General features: G+C 74.5%; 10 protein-coding genes. 4 read left to right on the top strand and 6 right to left on the bottom strand.

The features are described from left to right. Positions 1-2: 2 nt before the first annotated feature. Complete coding sequence (locus tag ACBR40_RS03065; RefSeq protein WP_344216516.1) at positions 3-293, bottom strand: hypothetical protein; 291 nt, start codon at positions 291-293, stop codon at positions 3-5. Positions 294-426: 133 nt separating this feature from the next. Here ACBR40_RS03065 and ACBR40_RS03060 point away from each other — a divergent pair, with 133 nt between their 5' ends. Beyond that, on the top strand, positions 427-1,371 hold the full coding sequence (locus tag ACBR40_RS03060) for a TauD/TfdA family dioxygenase (protein ID WP_344216518.1): 945 nt from the start codon (positions 427-429) through the stop codon (positions 1,369-1,371). Between the two features lie 12 nt (positions 1,372-1,383). Here ACBR40_RS03060 and ACBR40_RS03055 read toward each other — a convergent pair whose 3' ends face one another. Continuing rightward, positions 1,384-1,947: a hemerythrin domain-containing protein gene (locus tag ACBR40_RS03055; protein ID WP_371247278.1), complete on the bottom strand. Its 564-nt coding sequence runs from the start codon at positions 1,945-1,947 to the stop codon at positions 1,384-1,386. 684 nt (positions 1,948-2,631) lie between these two features. Further along, positions 2,632-3,612 carry an endonuclease/exonuclease/phosphatase family protein gene (locus ACBR40_RS03050; RefSeq protein ID WP_371247277.1) on the bottom strand — a complete coding sequence of 327 codons (981 nt, stop codon included), beginning with the start codon at positions 3,610-3,612 and terminating at the stop codon, positions 2,632-2,634. Between the two features lie 170 nt (positions 3,613-3,782). Between ACBR40_RS03050 and ACBR40_RS03045 the strand changes: the two genes are divergently transcribed. After that, positions 3,783-4,814, top strand: a complete 1,032-nt coding sequence (locus ACBR40_RS03045) for an ArsR/SmtB family transcription factor (protein WP_371247276.1) — start codon at positions 3,783-3,785, stop codon at positions 4,812-4,814. A 34-nt stretch (positions 4,815-4,848) separates the two neighbouring features. On the opposite strand, the gene ACBR40_RS03040 is transcribed toward ACBR40_RS03045, so the two are convergent. After that, positions 4,849-6,804: an endo-1,3-alpha-glucanase family glycosylhydrolase gene (locus tag ACBR40_RS03040; RefSeq protein WP_371247275.1), complete on the bottom strand. Its 1,956-nt coding sequence runs from the start codon at positions 6,802-6,804 to the stop codon at positions 4,849-4,851. A gap of 193 nt (positions 6,805-6,997) precedes the next feature. Between ACBR40_RS03040 and ACBR40_RS03035 the strand changes: the two genes are divergently transcribed. After that, on the top strand, positions 6,998-8,047 hold the full coding sequence (locus ACBR40_RS03035) for a response regulator transcription factor (protein WP_371247274.1): 1,050 nt from the start codon (positions 6,998-7,000) through the stop codon (positions 8,045-8,047). Between the two features lie 84 nt (positions 8,048-8,131). Continuing rightward, the gene (locus tag ACBR40_RS03030; RefSeq protein ID WP_371247273.1) at positions 8,132-8,860 is read left to right on the top strand and encodes a peptidase inhibitor family I36 protein; all 729 of its coding nucleotides are present in this window, start codon (positions 8,132-8,134) and stop codon (positions 8,858-8,860) included. Positions 8,861-8,870: 10 nt separating this feature from the next. Here the strand turns inward: ACBR40_RS03030 and malQ are convergent, their stop codons facing one another. Next, complete coding sequence (malQ, locus tag ACBR40_RS03025; protein WP_371247272.1) at positions 8,871-10,796, bottom strand: 4-alpha-glucanotransferase; 1,926 nt, start codon at positions 10,794-10,796, stop codon at positions 8,871-8,873. 4 nt (positions 10,797-10,800) lie between these two features. Beyond that, the gene (gene treZ / locus ACBR40_RS03020; RefSeq protein ID WP_371247271.1) at positions 10,801-12,552 is read right to left on the bottom strand and encodes a malto-oligosyltrehalose trehalohydrolase; all 1,752 of its coding nucleotides are present in this window, start codon (positions 12,550-12,552) and stop codon (positions 10,801-10,803) included. Positions 12,553-12,806: the final 254 nt, after the last annotated feature.

Below are 12,806 nucleotides of genomic sequence, written 5' to 3'. Positions count from 1 at the left end.
CGTCATCGGCCCGCTTCCGCGGCCCGCTCGCTCCGGGCCCTGCTGCGGACCCAGGCGTGCACGTCCTCCCGTGCGACGGGGTTGACCTCACGCGGGTTGACCAGGCGCTGGGTGCGGGAGCGCAGCATGCCGGGCCGCTGCCGCTGGGCGCGGGTGACGGTGCCGCCGCCGTCGGCCGGGATGCCGGTCGCGACGAGGTACACCTGCCCGGCGGGGACGTCCAGCCGCCGGGCGATCTCGCCGTAGCCGTGCCCCAGGCCCAGCAGCCGCAGCACCTGCTCCTTGCTCGGCATGTCACCGCCTCCGCCTCGTCCGTCTCGTCCGTGGGTCGCAGATCGTCCCGTTCCCGGCCGTAGATCGACGGAAAACCATCGACCCGCCCGTACGGGTGCATGTTCCGGCAAAGCGGCGGGGTATAGATGCCGCGTGACGGCGGAGACGGGCGTACGGGTCAGGCCGGTGGCGGGGCACATCGGCGCGGAGATCGACGGAGTGGACCTGGCGGAGGGGCCGGACGACGCGGCCGTCGCGGCGATCAGGCAGGCGCTGCACCGGTGGAAGGTGGTGTTCTTCCGCGGGCAGCGGCTCGACCACGCCGGGCACGTCGCCCTCGCCCGCCGCTTCGGCGAGCCGATCGTCCTGAGCCGGCGCGGCTCGGCGTCGCCCGAGGGGTTCCCCGAGGTCGAGACCACCGCCGACCGGCTGGAGCTGGCCGGCCGGTACGGCATGGAACGCGAGGAGTGGCTGGAGCGGCGGCGGCACTCGCACCTGCGGGGCTGGCACTGCGACCACGGCGCGCGGATCGACCCGCCGGCCGCGACGATCCTGCGGGCCGAGAGCGTGCCCGCGTACGGGGGCGACACGACGTGGGCGAACCTGGCCGCCGCCTACGCCGGGCTCTCGGAGCCGGTGCGCCGCTTCGTGGACGGCCTGCGCGCCGAGCACCGCCTCGGCGTCGGCTACCAGCCGCGCGCCCGCGACGACGCCTACCTGCGGCACCTGCTCTCCCACCAGATCGCGACCCTGCACCCGCTGGTCCGGGTCCATCCGGAGACGGGGGAACGGGTGCTGTTCGTCAACGGCTACTACCTGGAGCGCGTCGCGGAGGTCTCCAGGCTGGAGAGCGGGCCGCTGCTGGAGCTGCTGCTGGGGCAGGCGACCCGCCCGGAGTACACCGTGCGCTTCCGGTGGGAGCCGGGCGACGTGGCGTTCTGGGACAACCGCGCCACCATGCACCTCGCGCCCGCCGACACCGGGCATCTCGCGCAGCCGCGCGTGATGCACCGGGTCATGCTGCACGGCGAGGTCCCGGTCGGCGTGGACGGCCGCCCCTCGGAGCCGATCGTCGGTCCCCCGCCGGGGACGTGGTGACCCCGGGCCCGGTCAGGACCGGCCGCGGCCGGTGAGGGCGTCGCGGATGCGGTCCACCAGCCCGGCGCCGGGCATCAGCAGGCGGTTGACCGGCGGGGTGTCCGGCGCGGAGGGGTGGGGGCGGGTCGGGGCCGTCTTCTTGGCCCGCTCGACCTTCGCGCCCAGCTCTTCGAGCTGTTCCTGGTCGCAGGCCGCGCGCAGGCGGGGGAACAGCTCGTCCTCCTCCTCGCGGAGGTGGTGGCGGACCTCGGCCATGAGCCGGTCCAGCACGGGCCAGAACCGGTCGTCGCCGGGCTCCAGGTGCTCGAGGTCATTCATCGTCCGCTCGGCCGCGGCGTGCTCGGCGATCTCGTCGTCGGCCAGCTCGTCGCCGCCGGGCACGTGCTCGCGCACGGCCGGGTAGAGGTACTGCTCCTCGGCGACGGAGTGGCGGACGAGCTCGATGACGACGTTCTCGGCCAGCAGCTTGGGCCGCTCGCCGATGGCGCCCCGCATGTCTTCGAGCTCGGAGAACATCTGCTCGACCTCGCGATGGTCGTGCGTCAGCACCTCGATGACGTCACGCTGCTCGGCCATGTCGGCTCCTTCTTCGTGTCCTGGGGCAGGGCTCTCCTCGTTCCCGCAAAATGTCCGGTTTATTTGGAATTATCCGAGGTAGTGGCCGCACGACGCCCGGCCGGCAGGGCGGGCGAAGACGCGACGTTCCGTGGGAGGTGAACATCATCCTCGTCGTGGCACTGGCCATCCCGATCCTGGCCCTGATCGGCCTGATGCTCATGCAGGTCCTGGAGGAGACGCTGCTGGACTCCTCCGCCCCGGCATCCGGCCCCCGTACCCCCGAAGGCGTCTCCCCCGGAACCGGCTCCCCGGCTCCCGCGGACGTCGAACGCCCCGGCTCCCCCGCGAGCACCCCAAGCACCCCGAGCACTGCTGGCACCGCGAGCACTCCGCACGCCCCGCGCCGGCGCCCGCGACACCGGGCGACGCACCGGTTGCCGATCCCGCGCCCGCGCCGTCCCGAGCGGCGGGCCCTCCATCCCGTCCTTTCGCGCCCGTCGGACCCGGTTCCCGCGGCGTCGGTTCCGGCGGACTCGACTACCGCGGACTCGGACTCCGTGGATGCGGTTCCCGCGGTCCCGGTTCCGGTGGCCGCCGAGAGCGGCGCATGAGCGCAGCCCGGGGTCGCGCCGTCCGCGCGCCCCGGGCTCACGCCCGCCCCCGCCTCCGAGGCCGCCTCCGAGGCCGCGTCCAAGACCGCGTCTAAGGCTTCGTCAGGCGGACCAGGAAGCCGTCGTGGTCGGTGTGGCTCAGGCCGTACTTGCCGGTGCTGCCGAAGGTGAGGTCGTTGCTGAAAATCACGTGCTGCACGTCACCGTCGCCCTTGCGGACGTGGCCGGCCGGCACACAGTTCTGGGCGTTCTCCGGGTCCGAGGTGTCGTACTCGAGGTTGAAGTCGCCGCCGACGACGGTCCGGCCCGAGATCCCCTCCGCCGACCTGATCGCCGGCACCGCGCTGAACATCAGCGCCCGGCACTGCGCCAGCGCGATCGGCTCGCTGGACGAGCTCAGGTGGGTGGCGCACGCCAGGTGGTCGCCGATCGCGTACGCGCAGGCGAACGTGCGCTTCTCGTTGCCGCCGTCCTGCGTGGTGTACTCGCCGGCCCAGCCGTTGACGCCCTGCCAGAGCGCGGCCGGGACCCGGCCGAGCACGGCGTTGCCGAAGCTGTCGCCGTTCGTGCAGGTGATCGGCGCGCCGGTCTGCTTGTTCAGCGCCGGGTAGAACAGCGAGTACGTCCAGTCGTCCGGCCACGCCTCGGCGAGCGACGGCTGAAGGTAGGCCGGCAGGTCGCCCGCGCAGATCTCGTTGAGCGTCACCAGGTCGGGCGCCAGGTAGTAGATCAGGTCGCCGCCCTCGTAGACGGCCTGACCCCCGGCATAGCAGCCCGCGTGCCCGCTGTTGCAGAGGTTGAGCTGGAGCTCGTGGAAACGGCGGGCGGCCAGTGTCCCCGCGTGCCCTTCCCGCGCGGCGCCGGCGGGGGTGGCGGCGCGGGCCCGGCCGGCGCGGGCGCGGGCGGTCTGCGCGGCGGCCTCGGCGCCCATCGGCGCGACGGCGCTGACGGGCAGCGGCCCGACCGTGACGGGGGCGGGCGCGGCGGCCGCCGGGGGAGCCAGGGCCAGGACGAGCCCGCACACGGCGGCCACGGCGGCCGTCAGGCGGCGGGCGGAACGCGGGATCCTCACGGGGGGTCGCCTCCTTCCGACGCGATCGATGGTGTCCGGCGGGAGGGGCCGTGCGGTAGAGCCTTTACCTCTGGCCGCAAACACGACAAATGCCATATTTCGGGTTGACGGTCCAGTGCGCCCATGGTGTCGTACGAGGTGACAGGCGCAGTCAAGGCGTGAGGGACCGGATGGGGACGCTGAGGATCCATTTCACCGCCGGCGACCTGGCCCGCGTCACCCTCGCCGACCAGCCCGACCCCCTCTGGGAGGTCGTCTTCACCCGCTTCCGGCTCCGCGACCGGGTGCGCCCGCTGACCTTCCGTCCCTGGTTCTCGGCCCTGCACGCCGAGCCGGCCAGGACCGCCCGCATGCGGTCCGGCGCGCAACTGCTCGACGTGCTCGCGCCTGCCGGGCCGTACTTCCCCGACTTCCTCACCCCGTACGAGGCCGGCCGCGGCCTCGGCCACGGGCTGGAGGCGCTGCGCCGCACCCCCAGGCGGCGGCTGGCCACCGAGCTCGGCCGGCTCGCCCGGCACCGGCCGCTGCCCGGCTGGGCCAGGCCGCTCGCCGAGGGCGACACCGGCGCGGTCGGCGGGCTCGCCGACGCCCTCCGCGACTACCACGCCGCCGCCGTCGCCCCGTTCCAGGAATCCATCGACGCCGCGTTCGCCGCCGACCGCGAAAGCCGGGCGAGGGACGTGCTCGGCGGCGGCGTCGAAGCGCTGCTCGCCGGGCTCGGGCCGCTGGTGCGCTGGACGCCGCCCGTCCTCGAGGTCGACTACGTCGTGGACCAGGACCTGACGCTGGGCGGACGCGGGCTGCGCCTCGTGCCGTCGTACTTCTGCCAGCGCACGCCGCTGTCGATGGCCGACCCCGGGCTGCCGCCCGTGCTGATCTACCCGATCCAGCAGCGGCACCGGTGGCGGCCGGCCGCCCGGCGGACCGGCGCGGGCCTGAGCGCGCTCATGGGCGCCAGCCGCGCGGCCGCGCTGCAGGCGCTCGACCACGGCGCCACCACCACCCAGCTCGCCCGCATGCTGGGCGTCTCCCCCGCCACCGCCAGCCGGCACGCCACCGTCCTGCGCGAGGCCGGGCTGATCGAGACCCGCCGCGACGGCACCGCCGTCCTGCACACCCGCACCCCGCTGGGGACGGCCCTGCTGGATGGCGAGATCACCGCGAGCCCGCCACCGGACCTGGCGGCCGCCAGGCGAAGGTGATCACCCGGCGGCCGCCTTTACGTTGTAGATCAGCTCAGCGGTCGCTGGAGACGGCGCGGTAGTGCAGGTCCTGGACGTATGGCGTCGCGCTGATCGTGTACGGCGAGACGACCTTCGCCACCGTCGCCGAGTTCCGGGTGACGGTGGCCGAAGCGGTTCCCGGCTTGAGCGGGAACGTCCGGGCCGACACCCCGGCGGGCGCGTCGTAGGTCTGCGTCGTGCCGCCCACCGTGACCGACACCCTGGCCGCGGCCGTGAGCATGCTCAGCACCTCGACCGTGTCGCGGGCCGCGGTGCTGCCGCCACGCAGCTTCATCAGCTTGGTCTGCGCGTACGCGGGCGCCGCCGCGACCGGCTGGACGCGGTGGGTGAGGTAGGCCACGTCATTCGTGATCTTCGGGCAGCCGAGCTTGTAGCAGGTCAGGTAGTAGGCGTTGATGTCCAGGTAGGTCCATCCGGCGTTCCTGGAGGGGGCGAACTGGGTGTTCTCGGAGTAGTCGTTCCAGGTGGTGAGCTGCACCCAGTCGGCCTTGCCGTCGATCGCGCCCTTCCACGTGGCCCGTAGGTTCTCGGTGTTGCCGGCCTCGTCGAAGACGCCCTGGTTGGGCCGCTCGTCCTGGACGGACACCGGCTGCATCCAGATCTTGCCCAGGCCGTGGGCGGTGGTGATGTTGGCGGTCAGGTTGGCGTTCGCCGCGGGGTTGCGGCCGCCCCAGTTGGAGAAGCCGTAGCTGATCGGGGCGAAGGCGTCGCGGTTCTTGCCGAAGTCGAGGAAGCAGGGCACCAGGGCGACCTTGATGCCGTGCGCGCTCTCCATGGTCTTCATCCAGTCGGCCCACCAGGCGGCGCTCCGCCCCTCGGCCTTGAACGGGGCCACGACGAGGCGGTCGTCGGCGAGCCGGAGGACCGACTTCGAGCCGGCCAGCTTGGCGATGGCCGCGGCGAGCGTGGCGGCGTCGACCGAGGCCAGGCCGTTCGTGTCCGGCATGAGCACGATCTTGAAGCCGGGGTCGACCGCCTCGGCGGCCTTGACGAGGTTCTGCACCCGCGTCCAGTGCGCGCTGGTCACCGACAGGATGTCCACGGTGAAGCCGTCCAGTCCTGCGGCGATGGCCTGCTTGACCTCGGTCTTGAGGTCTGCCAGCGCGTAGTCGCCGGTGAGGGGGGCGCGGCCGGCCGGCCGGTCGCGCAGCAGCCCGCCGTAGGCGGCGTGCTTGCCGCTCTCCCCTTCCGGTTTGAGGTAGTTGCGGGCGTAGTAATCGTTTTCCGGAGCGGCGTTGTCGAGCGAGACCGGGTAGGGCGTGAAGTAGTGCGCGAACACCTTCTTGCCCGAGGCCCGCAGCGCCGCCGTGCCCGGCAGCGTGAACGGCAGCGGCCCCGAGGTCTGCTCGTCCCCGGAGCCCGGCGTGTAGGTGACCGTCAGCTTCGGCCCGCGGTCGCCGGTCTCGCGGGAGGACATGAGCACGGTCGTGGTGTCGGAGGTCCCGGTGAGCGCGAAGTCGTAGGTGCCGTCGCCGTCCACGGCGGAGGAGACGTCCAGCTTGGCCGTCGCCCCGGCGGTGAACCCGGTGTGCGAGCCGGCCACCTCGGAGGCCACGGTCGGGCGAGTGTTCCAGGTCGTGGCCGCCTCGGTCCACGAGCCGGTGACCTCGCGGGCGGAGATTGTGGTGGCGGTCGTCCTGGCCGAGACGACGTCCAGGGTGACCTTGACGTCCTCGGCGTCCGCCGGGATGCCGATGACCTTGAAGCGGGCCAGGGCCAGGCGCTGACCCGCGGTGGCGCTGCCGCAGCCGGAGCCGCACACGCTCAGCCAGGTGGCGGTGGCGAAGCTCTTGGCGGGCTCGGCCTGGCTGACGAAGACGTCCTCCGTCGCGGCGAAGGTCACGCTGACCGGCGCGGCCGCGGACGCCCGCGCCGGGGCGACGGCGACGGTCCCCAGCGTGACCAGGGCGGTCACTGCCGTGAGCAGCGTCCGATGTCGGTTGATCATTGAGCTCCTTTACGTGGCGGCGTCGTCACGGGCCAGGATGGAGCAAGATCGAACAACACTCGGTGGTTTTGCGCAAAAACCTCATTTTGGAACGTCACCATATTCCGTCGGCGACAATCCGGTTGCGGAGCGTGACCGTCCGTGTTCACCTGACCGGGTGACACCGGATCGCCTGCTTCATGATCTGCGTACGATGACGGGCCGGGGCATCGCCGCCGGCGAGCTGAGGGCGGCGATCTCCGCGGCCATCCGGCCCTGGGTGGGCCACGACGCGCTGCGCCTGGTGGGCACCAGCCCGGCGACCGGGCTCGGGCAGGGGTCGTTCAGCTTCTGGCACCGCTACGAGGAGGAGCTGGTGCGGTCCCTGCTGGCCCACCGCTCCGCGCACGGCGACCCCTGCCGCCCGTCGGCCCTGGCCGATCGGCCCGCCCCGGTCGGCATCGCCGGCGGGACGGCGGAAGGAGCGGGCGGCGGGACGGCGGGAGAGAGCGCGGGGGCGCGGACGGCGTTCGTGGCGGGCGGGGCCGCCGCGGAGCTCCGGCTGCTGCTGCGGGACGGCCACGGCGTGTGGGGGCTGCTCGGGCTGGTGCGGGCCGAAGGCTCCCGCCCGTTCTCGGCGGACGACGCGCGCCGGGCGGTCCGGCTCGGCCCGGCGCTGATCGCGCTGCTGCGCCGGCACGTCACGGCGGGCCCGCTCGCGCCGACGGTCCCCCCGCTCCCCGCCGGGCTGGTCATCGTGGCGGAGGGCCAGGGCATCCGCACGGTGACGCCGCAGGCCCGGGCCTGGTTCGACCGGATGAGCGGCCCGGACGGGCCCGGCACGCCGGGCTGGCTCATGCCGGCGCTGGTGACGGCCCTCGCGCTCGACGCCAGGGAGAACGCCCGGGAGAACGTCGGTGGCGGGCCCGGCGGGGGGCGCCCGTTCGTGTGCGCGCCGCCCGCCGGCTTCGGCCGCTGGCTGATGATCGAGGCCCAGCCCCTGGACGCGGCGGGCGAGGGCGAGGTGGCCGTCGTCATCCAGTCGCCGGCGGGCGCGCTGGTGCTGCCCTCCTTCTGCGACTGGTACGGCCTCACCCCCCGCGAGCGCCAGGTGCTGGAGCTGCTGTGCCGGGGCGCGGCCCCGAAGCAGGTCGCCCGGGTGCTCGGCGTGTCGGCGCACACGGTCCACGACCACCTCAAGGCGTTGTTCCGCAAGACCGGGGCGGGCGGCAGGGACGAGCTCATGGCGGCCTTCACCGCCTGACGCCATCCCCAATGTTGGGGGGCTGTCCCGGACGCCCGCCTTCCCGACCATGAAGGAGCGACACCAGCCACGAAGGAGGCACTCATGACCGCCACCCAGATCACCCCCGAGGCCCGCCGCCACGTCGAGCGGTTCCTCGACTTCTCCGGCCACGTCGGCGGCCTCGCCGAGGACGACGTCCTGGCGCTGCTGCGCGAGCAGGGCATCGGCACGCTGCAGGAGCTGGTCGGCAAGGCGCTCGCCGCGCCCCGCTCGGCCGCGCCGGCGCGGATGGACCCCGCCCGCGTGCTGTCCCGTTCCGCCGGGACGGAACAGCCCGTCACCCACCGGGCGCCCGCCATGGCCGTCGTCCTCGACGGCGTCGAGCACGATCCGGCCGACCTGTCCCGCTACGACGGCCGGCCGCTCACCTACGTCTACGGGGCCAACCGGCTCGTCGCGCTCACCGACGACAGCGCGCTCAACGGCGCCCTGTGGGCGGCGGCGGAGCTGCGGGCGGCGATGGCCGACCCCCGTCCGCCGACGCAGGGCGAGGTGCAGATGTTCGAGCACGTCGACTACGGCGGCGACTGGTTCTGGCTGGCGGCGGGGCATGCGTACAACGACCTGAGGGGCGTCCACCACGGGCCGCTGCACGTCCACGACTGGAACGACGAGATCAGCTCACTGGGCGGCACGAACTGCGCCGTCCGTTATTACGAGCACATCAACTTCTCCGGCAGCTCCTTCTTCGTCCCGCCGAACACCGATGTCCCCAACCTCGTCCCCAGCGGCTGGAACGACCGGATCTCCTCCGTCTGGAACATCGGCTGACCGGGGCCGTTCACCGCCCGAGAGCGCCTTTCGCGCTGCCGCGGACCGCGCCGGACAGTAGTTCGCCCAGCTCGCGGGGCAGGGGCAGCCGTTCCAGCTCCTCCAGCGGCACCGGCAGGGGCAGCCGCCAGTTGGGGCGCAGGCCGTCGGCGCCGGGGATGTTGGGGCGGTCGGGCGCGGTGAGGGCGTCGTCCAGGGTGGCCGTCAGCAGCAGCGACGGCGCCTCGGCCAGCCGCCGGTAGGCGGCCAGGACGGCGTCGGCGGCGCCGGCGTCCGGTTCGAGGCCGCCGTGGGCGGCGAGCGCGCCGCGCAGGGCGCGCGAGCCGTCCTCGTTGGGTTCGAGCCCGAGCCGGCGCTGCTCGGCCAGGTCGCCGCCGTCCCACAGGCCCGCGACCGTCGGCAGGTCGTGGGTGGTGACGGCGGCCATCGCTCGCTCCGGCCAGGAGGCGGGGTCGTCCCGCTCGAACCAGAGCAGGCGGTAGGACAGCAGGTCGCGCCCGGCGAGCGTCTCGCGTACGCCGGGCTCGACCGTCCCGAGGTCCTCGCCGACCACGGGCGCGCCGGCCCGGTGGCTCTCCAGGGCGACGATGTCGAGCAGGTCGCCGGCCGGGTAGCGGACGTAGGCGCCCCGTCCTGCGCTCTCGCCCGCAGGGATCCACCACAGGCGGAACAGGCCCATCACGTGGTCGATGCGCAGCCCGCCGGAGGCGGCGATGGCGGCGCGGACGCTCTCGGCGAACGGCGCGTACCCGGCCCGGCGCAGCTTCCACGGCACGAACGGCGGCAGGCCCCAGTCCTGGCCGGCCGCGTTGAACTCGTCGGCGGGCGCGCCTACGCTGACGCCCTCGGCGAGCAGATCCTGCCAGGACCAGGCGTCGGCGCCGTCCGGGTCCACGCCGACGGGGAGGTCCTGCATGATCGGCAGCTCGGCGGCGGCCGTGGCGAGCTGCCGCGAGACGAGCCACTGCAGCCAGGCGTGGAAGCGGAGCCGGTCCGCGTGGTCGCGGGCGAAGCGGGCCACGGCGGGGCCGTCCGGGCGGCGGTACTCGGCCGGCCAGGCCCGCCAGCTCGGCCCGTGCCGCTCGGCGAGGGCGCACCACGTGGCGAACTCCTCCAGCGCCCGGCCACGGCCGGCCCGCCACCGCTCGAAGTCGCCGCCGGGCGGCGCGGCGGCATAGATGCCTTCCAGCGCGGCGAGCTTGAGCCGCCAGGCGGCGTCGCGGTCGAGCTCGGGCCGGTCGTTGAGCGCGCGCCCGCGGGCCGCGGTCTCCTCGTCCAGGACCGCCGCCGCGCCGGGCACGTCCTCGATCCGCAGGTAGAGCGGGCTGTGGAAGCGGCGGCTTGCCGGATAGTACGGGCTCGGCTGGACGGGGACGACCGGCGCGGTGGCGTGCAGCGGGTTGACCAGGAGGAACCCGGCGCCGTGCCCCGCCGCCCAGCCCGCGAGCCTGCGCAGGTCGGCGAGGTCGCCGACGCCCCAGCTCGTACGGGACCGCGCCGCGTAGAGCTGCACGGCCCACCCCCAGGCCCTGCGGTCGGGCAGCCGGCAGCGGCCGGGGCTGACGATGAGCCGGTGCGCGGTGTCCTCGCCGGGGCGGCGCAGCGTGTGGTAGCCGTACGGCAGGTCGGGCGGGAGCGCGCCGTCGACGCGCAGCTCGGCGCCGTCCTCCAGGACGAGGTCGGCGATCCCGATCTGGTCGCCGCGCCGCATCACCAGGGTCTCCGGCTCCGCAGGGCCGCCGCGCCCCCGCGCCCGGGTCCCCTGCTCCCCAGGACCGCCGCGGCCCCCGACCCCCGGCTCCCCCGGGCCGTCGCCGCCGAGGTCGGGCGGGGCGCCGATGACGGCGCGCAGGGCGGCGACCGTCTCGGGCGGCACCCGCTGGTGGCGGCCGGCGGCGTCCTCGTACTCGTGGTCGATCCCCCACGCGTCGGTCATCGGCTCAGCCTCCCAGGATCGCGACGGTGTCGGGTGGCAGGGTCAGGTCGTCCCCGGACAGCGTGATCCCCGGATCGGACGCGGCCAGCAGCCGGGCACGGCCACGGGCGGGCACGACCCGCGTACTGTCCCCGAGGTTGGCGGCGACCAGGACCGGCCCGCGCTCGACGGACACCAGCCCGGCGGCCTCGTCGCAGTCGGCGCGGACCCGGTCGAGGCGGCCGTCGGTGAGCGCGGGCAGCCGCCGCCGCAGCGCGATCAGCTCGCGGTGCCAGGCGAGCAGCCCGGCGTGCGGCTCCTCGCCGGGCTCGTCCCAGTCCAGGCGGGAGCGGTCGAACGTGGCGGGGTCCTGCGGGTCGGGCACCTGTCCGGGCTCCCACCCGAAGGCCGCGAACTCCCTGCGCCGGCCCTCGCTGACCGCGCGGCCCAGCTCGGGGTCCTCGTGGTCGGTGAAGTACTGGAACGGGGTGCGCGCCCCCCACTCCTCGCCCTGGAACAGCATCGGCGTGAAGGGGGCGGTGAGCAGCAGCGCGGCGGCGACCCGCAGCCGTCCCTCGCTCATGAGCGCGCCGGACCGTTCGCCCCGCGCCCGGTTGCCGACCTGGTCGTGGTTCTGGGCGCACACGACGAACCGGTGCCCGGACAGCCCCGCCGGTGACCTCCCGTGCACCCGGCCGCGGTGCGGCGACCACGTGCCGTCGTACACCCAAGCCTGGCGCAGGGCCTTGGCGAGCAGGCCGAGCGGGCCGAAGTCCGCGTAGTAGCCGTCGCGCTCGCCGGTCAGCGCCGCGTGCAGGGCGTGGTGCCACTCGTCGGCCCACGCGGCGTCGAGGCCGTAGCCGCCGCTCTCGCGGGAGCGGACGAAGCGGGGGTCGTTGAGGTCGCTCTCGGCGATGAGGAACAGCGGGCGGCGCACGTGCGCGGCCAGCTCCGCGACCTCCTCGGCGAGCCGCTCCAGCACGTGCGCGGCGGAGTGGTCGGCGATCGCGTGCACGGCGTCGAGCCGCAGGCCGTCGCAGTGGTAGTCGCGCAGCCACATGAGGGCGTTGTCGATGACGAACGCGCGGACCTCGCCGCTGCCCGGCCCGTCGAAGTTGACCCCGTCGCCCCAGTTGGTGGTGTGGCGGCCGGTGAAGTACGGGCCGAACTCCGGCAGGTAGTTGCCGGAAGGGCCGAGATGGTTGTAGACGACGTCCACGACGACGCCGATCCCGTGCGCGTGGCAGGCGTCCACCAGGCGTCTCATGCCGTCGGGGCCGCCGTAGGCGTGGTGGGGGGCGTACAGCGAGACGCCGTCGTAGCCCCAGCCGCGGCGGCCGGAGAACTCGGCGACCGGCATCAGCTCGATCGCGTCCACGCCCAGCGCGGCCAGGTGCGGCAGGCGCTCGATCACGCCGTCGAAGGTGCCCTCGGGCGAGAAGGTGCCGACGTGCAGCTCGTACAGGAGCGCGCCGGGCAGCGGGGTGCCCCGCCAGGCGGCGTCGGTCCAGGGGAAGGCGGCGTGGTCGACGATCCTGGAGGGCCCGTGCGGGCCGTGCGGCTGGTACGCCGAGCGCGGATCGGGCCGCGGCGGGCCGCCGTCCAGCGCGTACGCGTAGTCCGTGCCCGGCCCGGCCTCCTCCACCGTGCGCTCCCACCAGCCGCCGGCGGCAGGCCGCATGGGGAGCCGGCGCTCCCCGAGGACCAGCTCCACCCGTTCGCGCTCAGGCGCCCACACCCGGAACTCGTGCGCCAACCGTGCTCCCCCACTCGGCATCCATCCGCGGCGAACGCCTGGCGCCTCCGTCCCGGTGCGGGCGGAAGGCCGGGCGCGCCGGTTCCTACCCGCTCCCGCCTCCGGCAAGCCCCTCCTCGATCTGTCGGTGGTGATCTCTAATGTTCGTGCCCATGACGACTGCTCAGCAGGCGCCCGAGCGCGCCTGCCCACCCCCCGACGAGATCTCCGCGAGCCCGAGCGGATGGGACGCCGTCCGGCAGGCCGTCGCCGCCGGTGTCGCGGCGGCGACGGCC

Source organism: Nonomuraea sp. AD125B, from assembly GCF_041402765.1.
Lineage (GTDB): Bacteria > Actinomycetota > Actinomycetes > Streptosporangiales > Streptosporangiaceae > Nonomuraea > Nonomuraea bangladeshensis.
This window is presented reverse-complemented; position numbering and strand designations above follow the sequence as displayed.